Consider the following 19,082-nt stretch of genomic DNA (forward strand, 5'->3'; position numbering starts at 1 on the left):
ATCATGGATCTCGCAACGCTCTGGTTCTTCATCGTCGCCTTCCTCTTCGTCGGCTACTTCGTGCTCGACGGGTTCGACTTCGGGGTGGGGATGTCGCTGCCGTTCCTCGGCCGGAACGACGTGTCGCGCCGCCAGGTCATCAACACGATCGGACCGGTCTGGGACCTCAACGAGACCTGGGTCATCGTCGCCGGCGCCTGCCTTTTCGCGTCGTTCCCGGAGTGGTACGCGACGCTGTTCAGCGGCTTCTACCTTCCGCTGCTGCTCATCCTGCTCGCGCTGATCCTGCGCGGTGTCTCGTTCGAGTACCGGCACCAGCGCGAGAGTGCGGCGTGGAAGCGCGGCTTCGACCGGATGATCGTGATCGGCTCGGCCGTGCCCGCGTTCCTCTGGGGCGTCGCCTTCGGCAACATCGTGCAGGGTGTCGCGATCGATGCGGACCACATCTACGTGGGCGGGTTCTTCGCCCTCCTCAACCCCTACTCGCTGCTGGTCGGCCTCACGACGCTGCTGGTGTTCTTCCTGCACGGTGTGCTGTTCGTGGCGCTGAAGACCGACGGGCAGGTTCATGAGGATGCACGGCGCCTCGCCAAGATCGCGGCCGTCCCGACGATCCTCGTGGCGGCCGGCACCGTGATCTGGACCATCGGGATCGCCGCGGGCCGGGAAGCTCCGCTGCTCTGGCTGGTCGTCGCTGCAGGGGCGCTCGCCGCCGTCAGCCTGATCGCCGCGGTGCTCTTCTCGCTCCGCGGACGCGACGGCCGGGCCTTCGCCGCGGGAGCCGCGACCGTGCTGTTCGCCGTGGTCATGCTGTTCTTCGCACTGTTCCCGTTCGTGATGCCCTCGACGATCGACCCCGCGTACAGCCTCACCATCGCGAACGCCTCGAGCACGCCGTATACGCTGCAGATCATGAGCTGGACCGCGCTGATCGCCCTGCCGCTGGTCATCGCGTACCAGACCTGGACCTACTGGATCTTCCGCAAGCGCGTCACGCGCTCGTCGATCGAGGCGGCGCCGGCACACGCATGAAACCCGTCGATCCGCGACTGCTGCGGTACGCGGGTGCCGCGAGGGGGTTCCTCGCGGCATCCGCGCTGATCGGCGTGGTCCAGACCGCCGTGACGATCGCGTTCGCCTGGCTGCTGACGGATGCCGTGACCGGCGCGCTCGCCGGACGGGATGTCTCGTCCTCTCTGCTCTGGCTGCTGGCGGCCGCGCTGCTGCGCGGCATCCTGATCGCGGCGTCGGATGCCGCGGGGACCCGCGCCGCCGCGAAGACCGGGATGCAGCTGCGGTCGGCGCTCATCGCGGCCGTCGGTCGCCTGGGGTCGGGGTGGCTGGCGCAGCGGAACCAGACCGCGCTCGCGGTGACCGCCGGGCACGGGCTCGAGGCGCTCGACGCGTACTTCGCGCGGTACATCCCGCAGCTCGTGCTCACGGTGATCGCGACGCCCGTGATCGTCGCCGTGATGTGGTGGCAGGACTGGCCGAGCGGGCTGACCGCGATCATCACGCTGCCGCTGATCCCGCTGTTCCTGATCCTCATCGGCATCGCGACGCGCACGGTGCAGCAACGGCAGTGGCAGACGCTGCAGCGGCTGGCCGCCCGCTTCGCCGACACGGTGCAGGGACTCTCGACGCTGCGGCTGTTCGGCCGCGACCGGCGCGCCGCGGACCGCATCGAGGAGACCGCCGACGAGTACCGCCGCGAGACCATGAAGGTGCTGCGGTTCTCGTTCCTGTCGGGCTTCGCGATGGAGCTGCTCGCCTCGCTCGCGGTGGCGCTGATCGCGGTGGCGGTCGGGTTCCGGCTGCTGTCCGGCGACCTCTCGCTGGAGGTCGGACTGTTCGTGCTGCTGCTCGCCCCCGAGGCGTTCCTGCCGATCCGGCAGGTCGGCGTACAGTTCCACGCCGCGGCCGAGGGGGTCGCGGCGACCGAGGACGTGTTCGATGTGCTGGATCAGGCGGGGGCCGCAACGGAGTCCCCCCGGTCGTTGAGCGAGGGAGCTTGCGACCGAGACGAAACGCCTGGAACGACGCGCAACCGCGACGGAGAGCGTTTCGTCTCGCTGCGCTCGCTCAACGACCGGTCGCTCAACGACCGGTCGCTCGTCGTCGCCGACCTCCGGGTGCGTGACCTTCCGCCCGTCTCGTTCACGGCCGAACCCGGCACGGTCACGCTGATCGAGGGGCCCAGTGGCGCGGGAAAGTCGAGCCTGCTGGCTGCCCTGCGAGGTGCCGCGGACTTCGACGGCACCGCCGACTTCGCCGGCCGCGATGTGCGCGACCTCCCGCCGAGCGCGTGGCTCGCCTGGGCCGGGCAGAGGCCGGGGCTGCTGCGCGGCACAGTCGGTGAGAACGTCGCTCTGGGCGATCCGGCGCCCGATGCCGACGGCATCCGCTCTGCTCTGGACGCCGCGTGTGCCGACTCGATCGACGCGGACCGGATGCTCGGGGTGCAGGGCAGCGGCCTCTCGGGCGGGCAGGCGCAGCGCGTCGCGGTCGCCCGCGCGCTGTACCGGCATGCTGCCGCTCCCGGGCGGGTGCTGGCGCTCGACGAACCTTCGAGCGCGCTCGATCCTGAGACCGAGGAGCGGCTCTGGCGGTCCCTGCGGGAGCGGGCGGATGCCGGGGCGACGATCCTGCTCGTCTCGCATCGCCGGTCGGCCCGGGACATCGCGGATCAGGTCGTCGCACTGGGGGTGAGCGTATGACCCTTCGACAAGCTCAGGGACCCACGGGGGAGCCGCAGGGACCCGCGGCAAAGGACCTGGGTTCCCGCGCAGCGCGGGTCCGCGGCGTCCTGCGTCTCGCTCAGCCGCCGATCGCGCGGTTCCTCCCCGGACTGATCTGGGGTGTGCTCTCGGCCACTGCCGCGGTCAGCCTGCTCGCCGTCAGCGGCTGGCTCATCGTGAGCGCGTCGATCGTCGATTCGCTCGTGCCGCTGTCGATCGCGGTCGTGGGGGTGCGATTCTTCGCGGTGTCGCGCGCGGTGACCCGGTACCTCGAGCGGCTGAGCGGGCACGACGCGGCCTTGCGGCAGCTCGCGACGACCCGCGCCGACATGGTGCGCCGCCTCATCCCGCTGTCTCCAGCGGGACTCGGCTCGACCGATCGCGGCCGGGTGCTCGCCGCGCTCGTCGACGACGTCGAGAATCTGCAGATCCTGCCGCTGCGTGTGGTGCAGCCGCTCGCGGTCGCGGGGGTCGTCGCGCTCGGCGCCGTGGGGTTCATCGCGTTCGTCTCGCCTCCGGCCGCGCTGACGCTGGCCGTGTGCCTGCTGGCTGCCGCTGCGGCATCCGTCGGTCTGGGGTGGGTGTTCGGCTCGCGGGCCGAGGCACTCGTCTCCACCCGGCGCGCTGATCTCTCCGCCGCTCTCGTCGACTACTTCGGCAGCCTCGATGTGCTCCTGGCGTACGGCGCCGAGGAGCAGGCTCGAGAGCGCGTGCGCGAGGCGGATGCCGTGCTCCGGCGCCTGGTCGCGCGCGCCTCGCTCGCCCAGGCGATAGCCGCCGGGGTGGTGTCGGCGGTCGCCGGTGCCGCGTCGGTGTGGGCGCTCGCCGCGGCGGCTCCGGGCCTCGCGACCGGAGCGATCGACGGGCCGTGGCTGGCGGTGGCCGTGCTCGTGCCGATGGTGGTGTTCGAGATCTTCGGGGCGGTGCCGATCGCGGCGGCATCCTGGCGGAGCGTGCGGTCGAGCGCCGAGCGCATCGTCGACGTGCTGCCCGATCGGATGCCGGCGGAGTTGCGGACGGATGACGGCGAGGATGCCGAGATCGCGGGCACGCCTTCCCTGCGGCTGCGCGGCGTGCGGGCAAACTGGCCGGGCGGGACGGCCGCGCTCGCCGGCGTCGACCTCGATCTTCGTCCGGGCGAGCGTGTGCTCGTCGCGGGGCCGAGCGGTGCGGGCAAGAGCTCCCTCGCTGCGGTGCTGGTGGGCTTCCTCCGGGCCGAGGGCGACTACCGGATCGGCGAGCGGGAGGCTGCTGCGCTGTCGGGTCCGGCGCTGCGACGGACGATCGGGCTGTGTGAGCAGAGTCCGCAGCTGTTCGACGAGGACATCCGTCAGAATCTCTTGTTCGCGCGCGACACCGCGACCGATGAGGAGCTGCGCGACGTGCTGGATCGCGTCGGCCTGGGGGAGTGGGTGCGCGAACGCGGCGGTCTCGACGCCCGGGTCGGTGACCGCGGCGCCCTCGTCTCCGGCGGACAGGCCCAGCGCATCGCCCTCGCCCGGGCGCTGCTGCGCGGCTTCCCGGTGTTGGTGCTCGACGAGCCGACCGCGGGGGTGGACCCGGATGCCTCCGACGCTCTGCTGCGAGACCTGCTCGCCGCCGCCGGTGACCAGTCCGTGCTGTTGATCTCGCACGTCGCGCCGCCGGCGGGGACGGTCGATCGCGTCGTGCGGCTGGAGAACGGGCGGACCGTCTGAGGCGGTCGGGTCAGCTGTACAGAGCCGTCAGCTGTACAGCGGCGTCGGCGGCTCCATGACGATGCCCTGCGCCTCGAACGCCTTGCGGCGCTCCTCGATGCGGCGGTGCAGCTCGACCTGCGCGTCGTCGACGAACTGCGCGTCGAGGTCGACGGTCGTCGGGCGCGGGTCTCCGTGATGCGCTGCGATGTAGGCGTCGAGCTCGGGGCCGCTCGTCCATGAGGCGATGAGCGCGTAGCGCGGAGCCGTGCCGCGATGCCAGACCGCGTGCCAGAAGCGCTGCGTGTCGACGATGATCCGCGACCTGGCGCGCAGCGGAAGTCGCACCTCGGTCGCCGGATCGAAGCGGTCGGAGCGGAGGATAAGCATCGACTCCGTGTCGTCGGTGAGGTTGAAGAACCCTCGCACGACCCAGCCGGTGCCCTCGTCGTTGAGGCGGTTGTTGTCGTCCTGATGCAGGTTGTAGATCGCGTCGGCGTACTCGTTCGGCTGCAGCTCGATGACCCGGCAGCGCCCGATGCCCGCGCCCGGTTCGAGCGCCCACTGCTGCAGCGTCGGCGCGGTCGCGACCTGGGTCGAGACCCAGACGCCGTCCTTGTCGGTGCGCGGAGGAGTGTGGTTCCAGAAGCCGTTGCAGTCGACGTCGCCGGCGTAGCTCGTGAGCGGAGCGAACCGCGTGATGCCCGAGGAGCGCCAGCGCACGTACTCGAGATCGAGCCATTCGGCGGGGTCGATCTCGGCGGGGTGATCGTCGAGGACGACGTAGCCGGTCTCGGCCAACGCCTCGGACGTGATGAAGCCCATCGGTCGCATCCTTCCCTCGGGGTGCTTAGGCCATCCTAACTCGCGCGAGTTCCCGGCGCTCGGAGGGCCGCCGTCCAAAACCCCGTTCGGCTCGCGCCGATATTCTGGAGGGATGACTCAGCCGCAGGGTGCCCTCCTCGTGGGCAGCGTGAACTACGACGATGTCGAGACCACGATGCGCACCGCAGCAGACCTGCTCGGCTCGCGTCTCCGGCGCCTGCCCGACGGCGAGGTCGGCAAGCGATTCCACTGGATCATGTTCCAGCCCGACGTCCTCGGCCAGGCCGAGGGGATCGAACGCGTCGGCGACCAGCCCATCCCGTTCCCGGCCGGCATCGACGCCCGCGGCCTGCGCATCGCGGAGGGGACGGATGCCGCGGCGATCGAGCTCCCTGCCCTCGGCTACGCCTCGGCGGCGATCGAGTCGTACGCGGTGTTCACTCGTCTGCGCGAAGAAGGAGCCGTGCCGTCCGGCATCCGCTTCCAGGTCTCGCTGCCGACGCCGCTCGCCGTGATCTCCTCGTTCTTCGGCGGCGACGACCGCGCGGCGATCGAACCCGTGTACACCGCGGCCATCCTGCGCGAGCTCGGCGACATCCTCGCCGCGATCCCGCACGATGACCTCGCGGTGCAGTGGGATGTGGCGAGCGAGATGGGCATCATCGAGCATGCGTCCGGCTACGGGGCGGTCATGGAGGCCTGGTGGCCGGGTGACCCGTTCGACGGTCTCGTCGCGCAGCTGGCTGCGCTCGTCGACGCCGTGCCGGCGGACGTCGAGGTCGGTGTGCACCTCTGCTACGGCGACGCGGGGGAGAAGCACTTCTTCGAGCCCACGGATGCCGCGAACCTCGTCCGCTACGCGAACGCCGTGGTCGCGGCATCCGCTCGTCCGCTCACGTGGCTCCACCTGCCGGTGCCGATCGCCCGTGACGACGAGGGCTACTTCGCGCCGCTCGCCTCGCTCGTGCCCGTCTCGGAGCTGTATCTGGGGCTCGTGCACCGCGAGGACGGGGCTGAAGGCGCAACGCGACGCATCGCCGCCGCTGTGCCGTTCGCGCCGGAGTTCGGCGTCGCGACCGAATGCGGCATCGGCCGGGCGCCGGCCGGGTCGACCGAGGGCATCCTCCGCACCCATGCCGAGGTCGCCGCGGCCTGGTGATGCACGTGCGCATGTGCGGATTCGCGCGCTGGGCCGGTCTCGCGTAAGCTGTTCCGCGGTGACGTGTCCGAGCGGCCGAAGGTGCAACTCTCGAAAAGTTGTGTAGGGTAACCCCCTACCGTGGGTTCAAATCCCACCGTCACCGCCATGGAAACCCCCTCCTCGTGAGGGGGTTCTTCCGTACCTGGCTACTTTGCGACGAGTGTCGTCGAGAAGCTGTACATGTCCGGGCGATAGCAGTGATGGCCTACCTCGAACGCCTTCCCTGAGGCGTCGTACGCGACGCGCTCCATCGTGAGGACGGGACCGCCCTTGTCGATGTCGAGGAGTGCGCTCTCGTCGCCGTGCGCACGTCGGGCGCCGATGCGCTGGTTCGCGACCCGGATGGTGACGCCCCGGGACCGCAGGATCTGGTACAGACCTTTGGATTCGAGCTGCTCGGTGGTGATGTCGGCGAACTCGGGCGGGAGGCAGTTGACGAGGATCGCGACGGGGACGCCGTCCGTCGATCGCTGGCGCCGGAGATAGACGATGTCGGAGCCGACGGGAACGCTGAGGGCCTCCGCGGTCGCCGCATCTGCAGGGCGCGTGTCGTGCTCGAGCACGCGAGTGCCCGGTTCGTGATGGGAGCTCTGCAGATCTTCGTAGAGACTCGTGAGTTCGACTTCTCGCGTGACCTGCCCCTGCACGACCTGCGTGCCGATTCCGCGCCGGCGGACCAGAAGTCCTTTGTCGACGAGTTCCTCCATCGCGCGACGGATGGTGGGACGTGAGAGAGACAGCCGCTGAGCGATGGCGATCTCGTTCTCGAGCCGGGCGCCTGGAGGGATCTCGCCCGAGCGGATCGCCCGCTCCATTGCCGACGACACCTGGAAGTACAGCGGAACGGGTCCGGTGCGATCCAGTGACGTCAGCAGTTCATCGAGTCGCACCACGTCGTCTGCCATCAGTCCGATCCGTCCTCGTTGTATTGTCGCAACAATCTTACATGGGCGGTTTCATGTTCGTGGAGGAGGCGGCGCCCGCACTGTTGCACGGATTCCTCCTTGTGCTATTGTCAGGACAAATGATCCGACGATGCGGATGCTCTTCGAGACGCCGCAGAGAGTTGTACACCGGAGTATGACCGAGAACACTTTTCCTCTCGACGTGCTGGCGTTCGGCCGGCTCGGCGTCGACATCTACCCGCTCCAGTCCGGAGTCGGCCTGGAGGACGTCGCGACGTTCGGCAAGTACCTCGGCGGCAGCGCCGCCAACGTCTCGGTCGCCGCTGCGCGCTACGGCCGATCGACCGCCCTCGTCTCGGGTGTCGGCGACGACCCGTTCGGACGTTATCTCCTGCGCGAACTGCGGCGGCTCGCGGTCGACCCGCGCTACGTGTTCGTCGATGCGACGCTGCAGACCCCGGTGACGTTCTGCGAGATCTTCCCGCCGGACGACTTCCCGCTGTACTTCTATCGCAAGCCCAAGGCGCCTGACCTCAACATCACTCCCGCCGATCTCGACCTGGATGCCATCCGCACCGCGCGGATCCTGTGGTTCACGACCACCGGGCTCAGCCAGGAGCCGAGTAGGGCCGCCCACTTTGCCGCACTGCAGGCCCGCACGGAGGGGACGACCGTGTTCGACCTGGACTACCGGCCGATGTTCTGGGCGGACCCTGCGGAGGCGAGCACGCAGATCGGGCGCGCACTCGAGTTCGCGACGATCGCTGTCGGCAACCGCGAGGAGTGCGAGATCGCGGTCGGCGAGACCGAGCCCCAGCGGGCAGCGGATGCCCTCCTCGAGCGTGGAGTCGAACTCGCGATCGTGAAGCAAGGCCCGAAGGGCGTACTCGCGAAGACCCGGTCCGAGACGGTCGAGGTTCCTCCGCACTGGGTCGATGTGGTCAACGGGCTCGGCGCCGGCGACGCATTCGGCGGCGCCCTGTGTCACGGGCTCCTCGCAGGATGGGACCTCGAGCGCATTCTGCGCTTCGCCAACGTCGCCGGAGCGATCGTGGCGGGGCGCCTGGAATGCTCCATCGCCATGCCGACGGAAGACGAAGTCGTCGCCCTCATCGAGGAAGGACAGCGCTGATGGCTGCATCCTTCCTCGCCCCTGAGGACTTCGACCGTCTGCGGACGGTGCGCGCCTCGGCGCCGCATACGATCGGCGAGGCGCTCGCTCGCCGGCGCCGCCGCGACGTGCTGCGCGGCGATGGACGCCTCTTCATCGTCGCCGCGGATCATCCTGCGCGCGGTGCGCTCGCCGTCGGCGCGAACCCCGCCGCGATGGCGGACCGATACGACCTGCTCGATCGGCTCGCGCTCGCGCTGAGCCGACCCGGTGTCGACGGAGTGCTCGGTACGCCCGACATCATCGATGACCTCGCCGCCCTCGGCCTGCTCGACGACAAGATCGTCGTGGGCTCGATGAACCGCGGGGGCCTGCGCGGAGCGTCGTTCGAGATGGACGACCGCGTGACGGCATACGACGTGCCCGGCATGGTCGATGCGGGCATCGACGTCGCCAAGGCACTGCTGAGGGTCAATCTCGACGACGCCGGGACCACGTCGACGCTCGTCGCGATGGCAGACGCCGTCACTCGGGCGGCAGCAGCGAAGCTCCCCATCATGCTCGAGCCCTTCCTGAGCCGATGGGTCGACGGCCGCGTCGTGAACGACCTGTCGACGGATGCCGTGATCCTGTCGATCGCGATCGCCGCCGGTCTCGGTTCGTCGAGCGCCTACACCTGGATGAAGATCCCCGTCGTCGACGACATGGAGCGCGTCATGGCCGCGACGACCATGCCCACCCTCCTCCTCGGTGGCGACTCCGGCGCCGACCCCGACGAGACGTTCGCGGCCTGGGAAGACGCGCTCTCCCTCCCGGGAGTGCGCGGGCTCACCGTGGGTCGCACCCTCCTGTATCCCCCCGACGGGAACGTCGCCGCAGCTGTGGACATCGCTGCCGGCCTCGTCCACCCGACCCTCTGACACCGAAGGAACGAACCATGAGCACGACGCAGACCGCACCCGTTCGTGCCGGTGCCGACTCCGGCATCCGCGTCCTCTCGCACTGGATCGACGGTGCCGAGCATCCGAGCGCCAGCGGACGGACGGCTCCCGTCTACAACCCGGCGACCGGTGCCGTCCAGGCACACGTCGCACTGGCGGACCAGGCCGAGATCGACGCGGCGATCGCCTCCGCGCAGCGAGGCTACGAAGTGTGGAGTCGCTATTCGATCGCGAAGCGGCAGACCGTGCTGTTCGCGTTCCGTGAGCTCCTGAACGCGCGAAAGCTCGAGCTCGCCGAGATCATCACGGCTGAGCACGGCAAGGTCGTGTCGGATGCGATGGGTGAGATCCTGCGCGGTCAGGAGGTCGTGGAGCTCGCGACCGGCTTCCCGCACCTGATCAAGGGCGCGTTCAGCGAGAACGCCTCGACCGGTGTCGACGTGTACTCGCTCAAGCAGCCCCTCGGGGTCGTGGGAATCATCAGCCCCTTCAACTTCCCGGCGATGGTCCCGATGTGGTTCTTCCCGATCGCGATCGCGGCGGGCAACGCGGTGGTCCTCAAGCCGTCCGAGAAGGATCCGTCCGCCGCGCTGTGGCTCGCGCGGGTGTGGAAAGAGGCGGGGCTCCCCGACGGCGTCTTCACGGTGCTGCAGGGTGACAAGGCCGCGGTCGACGGCCTGCTGAACAGCCCCGTGGTGCAGTCGATCTCGTTCGTCGGATCCACGCCGATCGCGCAGTACATCTACGAGACGGCGTCGAGGAACGGCAAGCGGGTGCAGGCGCTCGGTGGTGCGAAGAATCACATGCTCGTCCTTCCGGATGCCGATCTCGACCTCGTCGCCGACCAGGCCGTGAACGCGGGATTCGGCGCAGCCGGCGAGCGGTGCATGGCGATCAGCGTGGTGCTGGCCGTCGAGCCGGTCGCCGACGACCTGATCGCGAAGATCACCGAGCGCATCGGTCGCCTGCGGATCGGCAATGGCGCGGGCGACGCGAACGGGGAACCCGACATGGGCCCGCTGATCACGGACGTGCACCGCGACAAGGTCTCGTCCTACGTCGACATCGCGGAAGCGGACGGCGCGACCATCGTCGTCGACGGTCGCGGGCTCGCGGTCGAGGGGCACGAAGACGGGTTCTGGTTCGGTCCCACTCTGATCGACGACATCCCGACGACGTCGCGGGCCTATCAGGAGGAGATCTTCGGACCCGTCCTCTCGGTCGTGCGCGTGCAGTCCTACGATGAGGGTCTCGACCTGATCAACTCGGGCCAGTTCGGCAACGGCACGGCGATCTTCACCAACGACGGGGGAGCGGCTCGCCGGTTCCAGAACGAGGTGCAGGTCGGCATGATCGGCATCAACGTCCCGATCCCGGTGCCGGTCGCGTATCACTCGTTCGGCGGCTGGAAGAAGTCGCTGTTCGGTGACGCGAAGGCGTACGGCGTGCACGGATTCGACTTCTTCACCCGCGAGAAGGCCATCACGGCCCGGTGGATCGACCCCGCGACCCGCAACGACTCCACGCACGGCGGCATCAACCTCGGGTTCCCGCAGAACACCTGATGACAACGGATGCCGCAGCCCGGCATGATCGCTCCGAGGGCTGCGGCATCCGAACCCCCACACGAGAGAGACACATGAGCACCACGGACCAGCGCTGGTTCCATCGGCGCGGCGCACTCGCCCGCGGCGGTTGGGAGAGCGTCGTCGACGAGCGGACTCCCGACTGGGAGCACACCGGGATCCGCGTGGCGGAGATCGCCCCTGGCACCACGCTGGAGCTGTCGGACATCGGCATCGAGCGCATCGTGGTTCCGCTCTCGGGATCGTTCGACATCGTCCACACGGCTGACGGGGCCGCGACCACGACGCACCTCACCGGCCGCGCATCCGTCTTCGACGGTCCGACCGATGTCCTCTATCTCTCCTCCGACTCCACGGCGCGCCTGACCGGCGAAGGTCGTGTCGCCATCGCGACCTCGCCGACGACGGTCGTCAAGCCGAGCCGGCGCATTCCCGCAGCCGAGACCCCGATCGAACTGCGGGGCGCCGGTGCTTCCAGCCGGCAGGTGCACAACTTCGGCACTCCGCTCGCGCTCGACGCCGCGCGCCTCATCGTGTGCGAGGTCATCACGCCCGCCGAGAACTGGTCGTCCTATCCTCCGCACAAGCACGACGAGCACGTGCCGGGCCGCGAGTCGCGCCTCGAGGAGATCTACTACTTCGAGGCGGCTCCCGTGGCGGGGGCGGATGCCGTCGGCGACGCGGCCTTCGGGATGTTCAGCACGTACTCCTCGCCCGCCGGCGAGATCGACATCAACGCGATGGTGCGCTCCGGAGACATCGCCCTGGTGCCTTACGGCTATCACGGGCCCGCCGTGGCGGCCCCGGGCTACGACCTCTACTACCTCAACGTGATGGCGGGTCCCGACCCCGAACGCGAATGGCTCATCAGCGACGACCCCGCGCACGCGTGGGTGCGTGACACCTGGAAGGGGCAGCAGATCGATTCTCGACTGCCCTTCGGCAACGAGACAGAAGGACAGCAGTGATGGCGACGAAGCGGATGACGGTCAGCCAGGCTCTCGTGGAATTCCTCGGACACCAGTGGACCGTCGACGGCGACATCCGCGAGCGCACGATCCCCGGCATGTTCGGCATCTTCGGCCACGGCAACGTCGCGGGCATCGGGCAGGCTCTCAAGCAGGTGAACGTCGAGCAGCCCGATCTGATGCCCTACTACCAGGCTCGCAACGAGCAGGCGATGGTGCACCAATCGGTCGGCTTCGCCCGCATGCACCGCCGTCGCGCGACGCTCGCCTCTGCGGCATCCGTCGGACCGGGCGCCACGAACATGCTGACCGGCGCCGCGCTCGCGACCACCAACCGACTGCCGGCGCTGCTGCTGCCCAGCGATACGTTCGCGACGAGAGTCGCCGACCCCGTGCTGCAGCAGCTCGAGCAGCCATGGGACATCGGGCTCACCGTCAACGACGCCTTCCGCCCGCTGTCCAAGTTCTTCGACCGCGTCCAGCGCCCCGAGCAGCTGTACTCGATCGCCCTCGCCGCGATGCGGGTGCTCACGGATCCCGCCGACACCGGCGCCGTCACGATCGCACTTCCGGAAGACGTCCAGGCCGAGGCCATCGACGTGCCGGTCGAGTTCCTGCAGGATCGCGAGTGGCACATCCGTCGTCCGCTGCCGGAGCGCGGCCCGCTCGCCCGCGCGGTCGCCGCGATCCGCGGAGCGAAGAAGCCGCTCATCGTCGCCGGCGGGGGCGTGATCTACTCGAGCGCCGAGGACCAGCTGCGCGTGCTCGTCGAAGCGACCGGTATCCCCGTCGCCACGTCGCAGGCCGGCGGGGGAGCGCTCGATTGGGACCACCCGCAGAACCTCGGCGGTATCGGTGCCACCGGCACGCTCGCCGCCAACCGGCTCGCAGCCGAGGCCGACGTCGTCATCGGCATCGGCACCCGCTACAGCGACTTCACGACGGCATCGCGCACGGCCTTCCAGAACCCCGCCGTCGCGTTCGTCAACATCAACGTCGCGTCGTTCGACGCCTACAAGCACGGAACGCAGCTCCCGGTCGTCGCCGACGCCAGGGAGGCGCTCGTCGCGCTGTCGACCGAGCTCGAGGGGTACCGGGTGCCTGCGGAGCACGCCGCGCGTGCCGCACGCGAGAAGGCAGGCTGGGACTCGCTCGTCGACGAGGCATTCGCGCCCAGCGGACGCGCTCTTCCCGGACAGTCCGAGATCATCGGTGCCGTCCAGGCGGCCAGCGCGCCGAAGGATGTCATCGTGCAGGCAGCGGGCTCGCTTCCCGGCGACCTGCACAAGCTCTGGAGAGTGCGAGACCCTCTCGGCTATCACGTCGAGTACGCGTTCTCCTGCATGGGCTATGAGATCGCCGGAGGACTCGGCGCGAAGCGAGGACTGCTCGCCGACGGCGACGACCGTGACGTCATCGTCATGGTCGGCGACGGCTCATACCTCATGCTCAACACCGAACTCGTGACAGCGGTCGCCGAGGGCATCAAGCTCATCGTCATCCTGATCCAGAATCACGGCTACGCCTCGATCGGGCATCTGTCCGAGACCGTCGGATCGGAGCGCTTCGGCACGCTGTATCGCGAGTACGACCCCGCGGCACGCAATTTCCAGGGAGAGGCGAAGCTTCCCGTCGATCTCGCCATGAACGCCCGGAGCTACGGCGTCGACGTGATCGAGATCGCTCCCGGCCCGGATGCGGTGACCGACCTCGCGGCCGCGGTTGCGACGGCGAAGGCATCCGACGGCCCGACCGTCATCCACATCGAGAGCGATCCGCGGTTGTACTCGCCGGGAGGAGAAGGCTGGTGGGACGTGCCGGTCCCCGAGGTCTCGAGCCTCCCGTCGACGCAGAAGGCGCGCGTCGAATACGAACAACTGCGCATCACGCAGCGGCCACTGGTGGGACCGGAGGCGGGCGAATGAAGGCGACGGTGGCAGGGGCGCCGGTGAGCTTCGGCGTGTTCGAGATGACCCCGGAGGGCGCCGAGACCGTTCAACCGGACGACATGCTCGACATCCTCGCCGAGGCGGGCTACCGTGGCGTCGATCTCGGTCCGCTGGGGTACTTCGGACGTGGAGAGCAGCTGCGCACCCGGCTCGAGAGTCGCGGCCTCGACCTCGCGGGCGGCTGGGTGCAGCTGCCGTTCTCGGACGACGAGGCGTTCGAGGCGGCGCTCCCCGAGCTGAGCGACGCGCTGCGCGTGTTCTCTGAGGCGGCGGAGCGCGGCCCCTCGCGCCTGCCGCTTCCCACCCTCGCTGACGACGGCTCGGCGGCCCGTCGGGCGTCTCCCGGCCGGGGCGGCGACGTCGATCCTCTCACCGAGGTCGCATGGGGCCGACTGATCGCCAACACCGAGCGCGCCGCCGCCCTGGTCCGCGCCGCCGGGCTCGAGCCGACGTTCCACCATCACGCCGGCACCTTCGTCGAGTCGCCCGACGAGATCGACCGCTTCCTGGCGAACGTCGACATCGACCTGACGCTCGACACCGGGCACCTTTTCATCGCGGGGGGTGATCCGCTCGAGGCGGTGTCCCGCTGGGGCGACCGGATCAACCACCTCCATCTCAAGGACGTCGATCTCACGGCGCTGCGCGGGGTCCTCGCCGCCGGCGGCGGCATGCCGGAGGTCTGGTCGTCCGGCGCTTTCGTCGCCTTCGGGCAGGGCGATATCGACCTCACCGCCGTGATGGACGCGGTCGAGCAGCGCGGATTCGACGGGTGGATCGTCGTGGAGCAGGACGTGCTGAACGGGCCCGACATCTCCCTCGCCGACTTCCGCGCCGAGCGGGCCGCGGACCAGGTCCGCAATCGCGATGTCCTCAGCGCCTGGGCCTGAACGCCCGTTCATCCACCCTCGACTCGATCACGACAAGGAACACCGATGACTCAGAAACCCCTCCGCTTCGGCCTGATCGGCACCGGCCGCATCGGCCAGGTCCACGCCGCGAGCATCGCCGCAGATCCTGAGGCGGTCCTCAGCTGGGTCGCCGATCCCTTCGTCGCGGGCGCCCGGGCCGTGGCCGAGACCTACGGGGGCACGGCGACCGACAACGCCGATGAGCTCTTCGCCTCGGGTGACGTCGACGCGGTGCTGGTCGCCTCGCCGACGCCGACGCACGTCGACCTCATCGCACAGGCGGTGGATGCCGGCATCCCCGTGCTCTGCGAGAAGCCGATCGATCTCGACATCGCGCGCGTCGATGCGCTGCGGCCGAAGGTCGCCGCGGCGGGTGTTCCGGTGGCGCTGGGGTTCAACCGGCGCTTCGACCCGTCTTTCGCCAGCGCGCGGGCACGCGTCGCCGCCGGCGAGATCGGCGCGCTGGAGCAGCTGACGATCATCAGCCGCGATCCCTCTGCCCCGCCCGCGGCGTATGTGGCGGTGTCAGGGGGGATCTTCCGCGACATGACGATCCACGATTTCGACATGGCGCGCTTCTTCCTCCCCGAGATCGTGGAGGTCTCGGCGGTGGGCTCCACGACGTTCGACGACGGTGCACGCGAGCACGGCGACTTCGACACCGCCGTGACGACGCTTCGCGCGGCATCCGGCGCGATCGTGACGATCGTCAACTCTCGGCACAGCTCCGTCGGCTACGACCAGCGCATCGAGGCTTTCGGCGGGCGAGGGGTGCTGCACGTCGCCAACGCCCCGTCGAGTCTGGTGAGCCTGTCGACCGCCGATGCCGTCGAAGCCAAGCCGCCGTACGAGCAGTTCTTCCTCGAGCGGTACGCCGTCGCCTATGCGGCCGAGCTGCGCGAGTTCATCAAGCTCGCACGCGGCGAAGCGTCGACGAGCCCCACGTTCGAGGACGGCCGCGCCGCACTCGTGCTCGCGGACGCGGCGCAGCGTTCGGCGACCGAGCGCGTCGTCGTGCCCGTGGCGCTCGGTTGATCCGGGGGTGCTGATGACCACACCAGGAGCGTTCCGCCTCGCCGCATCGGCCGAGATGCTCTTCACCGAGCTTCCGTTCGTCGACCGGGTGCGCCGACTGCACGACCTCGACTTCGAGGTGGAGATCTGGGATTGGAGCACGAAAGACCTTCCCGCCCTGGCGGCGACGGGAGCCGTCTTCTCATCGATGACGGGTTATCTCCGCGGCGACCTCACCACAGAGGACGGCATCGCGGAACTCCTGGCCACCGCCGAAGAGTCGCTGCGGATGGCGGACGTCATCGATTCTCCGCGGTTGAATCTGCACGGCACCGGCTTGGACTCGAACGGCCTCCCGGTGCGGCCGCGGGAGAGCGTGAGCGAGGCCGACTGGGTCACGGCGGCCGGCACTCTCGGCAGGCTGGCAGAACTCGGTGCTCGAGCCGGCAGGGTCTTCACGTTGGAGAACCTGAACACCGCGGTCGACCATCCAGGCACACCTTTCGCCCGCGCTGCCGACACGCTGGCTCTCGTGCGATCGGTCGACTCGCCGGCACTGCGCCTCAATCTCGACCTGTATCACGCACAGATCGGGGAGGGGAACCTCATCCAGCTCGTGCGAGAGGCGCGGCCCTGGATCGGCGAGATCCAGGTCGCCGACGTGCCAGGGCGCTGCGAGCCCGGCACGGGGGAGATCCGCTACGAGGCGGTCGCCGCTGTGCTGCGTGACCTCGGGTACGACGGCGTGGTGGGCTTGGAAGCCTGGGCAGCGTCCGACTCGGAAGCTGCGCTCCGCGCCTTCCGAGCGGCTTTCGCCGGCTGACCGGCGAACGGGGCGGGGGCGGGGGCGGGCGATGGGGATCGCCCGCCCCTTCCCGTCAGGCGTCGTAGGTCGTCGTTCCCTCCACGGCGGCGACCGGGGTCCAGGCGCCGGAGGCGGCGCTCCGCACCGCCGAGTCGACGATCTCGGATGCCGACCACGCGTCTGCCGCGGATGGCGCGAGCTGCCGCCCTTCCACCACCGAGCGCAGGAACAGCGACGCCTCGATCGTCTTGAGGTCGTCGAAGCCCATGCTCGTCCCCGCGCCGGGCTGGAAGTTCGCGAAGTCTCCGTATCCCGGCCCGACCATGATCGTGCGGTATCCGGCAGCGTCATCGGCGAGCTGGAGCTCGTTGAGCCGCTGGAAGTCCCAGCGCAGTGACCCCTTGGTGCCGTAAACCTCGAGGCGGTATTCGGCGCGCGGGCCGATGGCGACGCGGCTCGATTCGAGGACGCCGACCGCCCCCGAGTCGAAGCGCGCGAGGACGGCGGCGTAGTCTTCGTTCTCCACCTGTCCCCGGGGTGCGTCGCTCGCGCCCTTGCTGAAGTGGCTGGCCGCGCCCGAAGCGGGGAGCGGGCGTTCGCGGATGAAGGTCTCGGTCATGCCGCTGACCGAGGCGATTCGGCCGACGACGTATTGCGCCAGGTCGGCGCCGTGCGAGAGCAGATCGCCCAGCACGCCGGTCCCGGCCCGCTCGCGCTGGAACCGCCAGGTGAGTGCGCCGTCGGGGTCGGCCGAGTAGTCGGCGATGAGCGCGACGCGCACGTTGGTGATCGTTCCCAGGGCCCCTTCGCGCACGAGTTTCCTCGCGTGCGCGACCGCAGGGGCATGACGGTAGTTGAAGCCCACGGCGGTCACCAGCCCGGCCGCCGCCGCTCCGCGGGCGATCTCGCTCGACTCCGCCACGCTTCGACCCATCGGCTTCTCGATCCAGAACGGCTTACCGGCCGCGATGGCGGCCAGGGCGATCTCGTGATGGAGGAAGTTCGGTGAGCAGATCGAGACCACATCGACGTCGTCTCGATCGAGCACCTGCGCGTAGTCGGCGACCGCCTCGCGGTACCCGAGGATCTCGGTGGCATGCGCGCGGCTGTGCGGATCGGGATCCGCCGCGACGACGAGTTCGCAGGTCACCGGAAGGTCGGGATAGTGCCGGGGCGCTGCCAGATACGCCCGGGAGTGGAGCCGTCCCATCCATCCGACGGAGATGAGCCCCACACCGATGTGCGCCCTGTTGGTCATGGCTGTCCTTTCAGCGAAGATGTACCTCTACAGTACCCATTGACAGAATGTCTTGACAAACATTCGTCGTCGATGTCAGAATCTCCCCGACACCGACGTCACAGGATGCGATCAGTCGATGTCGACTGCGTCCTCACCGAAAGGGAAATCACATGAACAAGCGCCTCCTCGGCGGCCTGGGACTCGCGGTATCAGCGGTTCTGCTGCTGTCGGCCTGCTCGGGCACCGGCCAGGAAACGACCGACGGCGACGGCGGTGGAACCGGAGACACCGAGTCGAAAGGCTTCACTTACGCCGTCGTGACCCACTCCGCCCCCGGCGACTCCTTCTGGGACCGAGTCAAGTCGGGCGCAGAACAGGCCGGAAGCGACTACGGCGTCGACGTGACCTACAACTCCGACCCCGACCCCGCGAAGCAGTCGCAGCTCATCGACAACGCGATCGCACAGGGCGTGGACGGGATCGTCGTCTCGATGGCCAACCCGGACGGCGTCAAAGACAGCGTGGAGCGGGCGGTGGAAGCGGGGATCCCCGTGGTGACAATCAACTCCGGACTCGAGAAGTTCAAGGAGTTCGGAGCGATCACCCACATCGGACAGAGCGAGTCGATCGCCGGGGCGGCGGTCGGGGAGCGGCTCGGCGCGGAAGGCGCGACCAAGGCACTGTGTGTCATCCAGGAAGCCGGCAACATCGGACTGGAGGAGCGATGCGCGGCTGCCGCTGAGGCCTTCAGCGGGTCGATGGAGAACCTCCAGGTCGACGGCACCAACGACGCCGAGGTCAAGGCGACCATCAAGTCGAAGCTCCAGGCCGATCCCTCGATCGACGCCGTTCTCACGCTCGGCGGACAGTACGCGATCGACGCCGTCGGCGCGGTGGACGAGTCCGGCAGCTCTGCACAGGTCGCGACCTTCGACCTCTCCGAGGATGTCGTCAGCGCGATCGAGGCCGGCAGCATCCTGTTCGCGGTCGACCAGCAGCCTTACGTGCAGGGCTTCCTGGGCGTGACCGCTCTCTACCTGAAGAGCCTGAACGGGAATGACATCGGCGGCGGTCAGCCGGTCTACTCCGGTCCGGCGTTCGTCACGAAGGACAACGCGGCCGAGGTCGCCGAGTTCGCGAAGAACGGCACGCGCTGATCATCCCCGCGGAGCCGGAGGTCACCCCTCCGGCTCCGCGACACGAAAGGAGCCG

At 69.2% G+C, this 19,082-nt stretch carries 16 protein-coding genes and 1 tRNA gene; 14 read left to right on the forward strand and 3 right to left on the reverse strand.

The genetic code is table 11. From position 1 onward, the window contains the following. Positions 1–3 precede the first annotated feature (3 nt). The 3 genes from cydB to cydC are packed head-to-tail and all read left to right on the forward strand — an operon-like array spanning position 4 to position 4,435. A complete protein-coding gene (gene cydB, locus ABS642_RS18355) occupies positions 4–1,032 on the forward strand; it encodes a cytochrome d ubiquinol oxidase subunit II (RefSeq protein ID WP_350351255.1) in 1,029 nt (342 codons plus the stop codon). Beyond that, positions 1,029–2,717, forward strand: coding sequence for a thiol reductant ABC exporter subunit CydD (gene cydD / locus ABS642_RS18360; protein WP_350351256.1), 1,689 nt, complete (start codon positions 1,029–1,031; stop codon positions 2,715–2,717). Before cydB ends, cydD begins: the two co-directional genes overlap by 4 nt. Further along, positions 2,714–4,435: a thiol reductant ABC exporter subunit CydC gene (gene cydC, locus ABS642_RS18365; RefSeq protein WP_350351257.1), complete on the forward strand. Its 1,722-nt coding sequence runs from the start codon at positions 2,714–2,716 to the stop codon at positions 4,433–4,435. The genes cydD and cydC overlap by 4 nt, the downstream gene beginning before the upstream one ends. A gap of 27 nt (positions 4,436–4,462) precedes the next feature. Here the strand turns inward: cydC and ABS642_RS18370 are convergent, their stop codons facing one another. Beyond that, positions 4,463–5,239, reverse strand: a complete 777-nt coding sequence (locus tag ABS642_RS18370) for a hypothetical protein (protein ID WP_350351258.1) — start codon at positions 5,237–5,239, stop codon at positions 4,463–4,465. A gap of 112 nt (positions 5,240–5,351) precedes the next feature. On the opposite strand from ABS642_RS18370, the gene ABS642_RS18375 reads away from it, so the two are divergent. Together ABS642_RS18375 and ABS642_RS18380 are read left to right on the forward strand one after the other, a co-directional pair. Then, positions 5,352–6,398, forward strand: coding sequence for a hypothetical protein (locus ABS642_RS18375; protein ID WP_350351259.1), 1,047 nt, complete (start codon positions 5,352–5,354; stop codon positions 6,396–6,398). A 57-nt stretch (positions 6,399–6,455) separates the two neighbouring features. After that, positions 6,456–6,546 (forward strand) — tRNA-Ser (locus ABS642_RS18380). A 40-nt stretch (positions 6,547–6,586) separates the two neighbouring features. On the opposite strand, the gene ABS642_RS18385 is transcribed toward ABS642_RS18380, so the two are convergent. Continuing rightward, positions 6,587–7,345, reverse strand: coding sequence for a GntR family transcriptional regulator (locus ABS642_RS18385; RefSeq protein WP_350351260.1), 759 nt, complete (start codon positions 7,343–7,345; stop codon positions 6,587–6,589). A gap of 175 nt (positions 7,346–7,520) precedes the next feature. Between ABS642_RS18385 and iolC the strand changes: the two genes are divergently transcribed. The 8 genes from iolC to ABS642_RS18425 all read left to right on the forward strand — a co-directional run bounded on the left by iolC (position 7,521) and on the right by ABS642_RS18425 (position 16,648). After that, positions 7,521–8,477 carry a 5-dehydro-2-deoxygluconokinase gene (gene iolC / locus ABS642_RS18390; RefSeq protein WP_350351261.1) on the forward strand — a complete coding sequence of 319 codons (957 nt, stop codon included), beginning with the start codon at positions 7,521–7,523 and terminating at the stop codon, positions 8,475–8,477. Next, complete coding sequence (locus ABS642_RS18395) at positions 8,477–9,376, forward strand: deoxyribose-phosphate aldolase (protein WP_350351262.1); 900 nt, start codon at positions 8,477–8,479, stop codon at positions 9,374–9,376. The genes iolC and ABS642_RS18395 overlap by 1 nt, the downstream gene beginning before the upstream one ends. A gap of 17 nt (positions 9,377–9,393) precedes the next feature. Next, the gene (locus tag ABS642_RS18400; protein WP_350351263.1) at positions 9,394–10,962 is read left to right on the forward strand and encodes a CoA-acylating methylmalonate-semialdehyde dehydrogenase; all 1,569 of its coding nucleotides are present in this window, start codon (positions 9,394–9,396) and stop codon (positions 10,960–10,962) included. Positions 10,963–11,036: 74 nt separating this feature from the next. Beyond that, on the forward strand, positions 11,037–11,951 hold the full coding sequence (gene iolB, locus ABS642_RS18405; RefSeq protein ID WP_350351264.1) for a 5-deoxy-glucuronate isomerase: 915 nt from the start codon (positions 11,037–11,039) through the stop codon (positions 11,949–11,951). Beyond that, positions 11,951–13,876 carry a 3D-(3,5/4)-trihydroxycyclohexane-1,2-dione acylhydrolase (decyclizing) gene (gene iolD, locus ABS642_RS18410; RefSeq protein ID WP_350351265.1) on the forward strand — a complete coding sequence of 642 codons (1,926 nt, stop codon included), beginning with the start codon at positions 11,951–11,953 and terminating at the stop codon, positions 13,874–13,876. Before iolB ends, iolD begins: the two co-directional genes overlap by 1 nt. After that, positions 13,873–14,790: a sugar phosphate isomerase/epimerase gene (locus ABS642_RS18415; RefSeq protein ID WP_350351266.1), complete on the forward strand. Its 918-nt coding sequence runs from the start codon at positions 13,873–13,875 to the stop codon at positions 14,788–14,790. The genes iolD and ABS642_RS18415 overlap by 4 nt, the downstream gene beginning before the upstream one ends. 45 nt (positions 14,791–14,835) lie before the next feature. Further along, entirely contained in the window at positions 14,836–15,846 is a 1,011-nt protein-coding gene (iolG, locus tag ABS642_RS18420; protein ID WP_350351267.1) for an inositol 2-dehydrogenase, read from the forward strand. A gap of 13 nt (positions 15,847–15,859) precedes the next feature. Beyond that, positions 15,860–16,648: a TIM barrel protein gene (locus ABS642_RS18425; RefSeq protein ID WP_350351268.1), complete on the forward strand. Its 789-nt coding sequence runs from the start codon at positions 15,860–15,862 to the stop codon at positions 16,646–16,648. A gap of 55 nt (positions 16,649–16,703) precedes the next feature. Here ABS642_RS18425 and ABS642_RS18430 read toward each other — a convergent pair whose 3' ends face one another. Continuing rightward, positions 16,704–17,888 (reverse strand): Gfo/Idh/MocA family oxidoreductase, encoded by a 1,185-nt coding sequence (locus ABS642_RS18430; RefSeq protein ID WP_350351269.1) that lies wholly within the window; start codon positions 17,886–17,888, stop codon positions 16,704–16,706. 152 nt (positions 17,889–18,040) lie between these two features. Between ABS642_RS18430 and ABS642_RS18435 the strand changes: the two genes are divergently transcribed. After that, positions 18,041–19,027, forward strand: coding sequence for a substrate-binding domain-containing protein (locus ABS642_RS18435; protein WP_350351270.1), 987 nt, complete (start codon positions 18,041–18,043; stop codon positions 19,025–19,027). Positions 19,028–19,082 lie beyond the last annotated feature (55 nt).

The sequence above is a fragment of the Microbacterium sp. A8/3-1 genome, from assembly GCF_040267695.1.
GTDB lineage: Bacteria > Actinomycetota > Actinomycetes > Actinomycetales > Microbacteriaceae > Microbacterium > Microbacterium luteolum.

What these genes read in the sequence shown, in the direction of transcription:
- iolC (WP_350351261.1), top strand. Translation starts at nt 7,521, where the DNA reads ATGACCGAGAACACTTTTCCTCTCGACGTGCTGGCGTTCGGCCGGCTC.
- ABS642_RS18370 (WP_350351258.1), bottom strand. Translation starts at nt 5,239, where the DNA reads ATGGGCTTCATCACGTCCGAGGCGTTGGCCGAGACCGGCTACGTCGTC.
- ABS642_RS18430 (WP_350351269.1), bottom strand. Translation starts at nt 17,888, where the DNA reads ATGACCAACAGGGCGCACATCGGTGTGGGGCTCATCTCCGTCGGATGG.
- iolD (WP_350351265.1), top strand. Translation starts at nt 11,951, where the DNA reads ATGGCGACGAAGCGGATGACGGTCAGCCAGGCTCTCGTGGAATTCCTC.
- ABS642_RS18435 (WP_350351270.1), top strand. Translation starts at nt 18,041, where the DNA reads ATGAACAAGCGCCTCCTCGGCGGCCTGGGACTCGCGGTATCAGCGGTT.
- ABS642_RS18425 (WP_350351268.1), top strand. Translation starts at nt 15,860, where the DNA reads ATGACCACACCAGGAGCGTTCCGCCTCGCCGCATCGGCCGAGATGCTC.
- ABS642_RS18385 (WP_350351260.1), bottom strand. Translation starts at nt 7,345, where the DNA reads ATGGCAGACGACGTGGTGCGACTCGATGAACTGCTGACGTCACTGGAT.
- ABS642_RS18400 (WP_350351263.1), top strand. Translation starts at nt 9,394, where the DNA reads ATGAGCACGACGCAGACCGCACCCGTTCGTGCCGGTGCCGACTCCGGC.
- ABS642_RS18395 (WP_350351262.1), top strand. Translation starts at nt 8,477, where the DNA reads ATGGCTGCATCCTTCCTCGCCCCTGAGGACTTCGACCGTCTGCGGACG.
- cydC (WP_350351257.1), top strand. Translation starts at nt 2,714, where the DNA reads ATGACCCTTCGACAAGCTCAGGGACCCACGGGGGAGCCGCAGGGACCC.
- ABS642_RS18375 (WP_350351259.1), top strand. Translation starts at nt 5,352, where the DNA reads ATGACTCAGCCGCAGGGTGCCCTCCTCGTGGGCAGCGTGAACTACGAC.
- iolB (WP_350351264.1), top strand. Translation starts at nt 11,037, where the DNA reads ATGAGCACCACGGACCAGCGCTGGTTCCATCGGCGCGGCGCACTCGCC.
- cydD (WP_350351256.1), top strand. Translation starts at nt 1,029, where the DNA reads ATGAAACCCGTCGATCCGCGACTGCTGCGGTACGCGGGTGCCGCGAGG.
- cydB (WP_350351255.1), top strand. Translation starts at nt 4, where the DNA reads ATGGATCTCGCAACGCTCTGGTTCTTCATCGTCGCCTTCCTCTTCGTC.
- ABS642_RS18415 (WP_350351266.1), top strand. Translation starts at nt 13,873, where the DNA reads ATGAAGGCGACGGTGGCAGGGGCGCCGGTGAGCTTCGGCGTGTTCGAG.
- iolG (WP_350351267.1), top strand. Translation starts at nt 14,836, where the DNA reads ATGACTCAGAAACCCCTCCGCTTCGGCCTGATCGGCACCGGCCGCATC.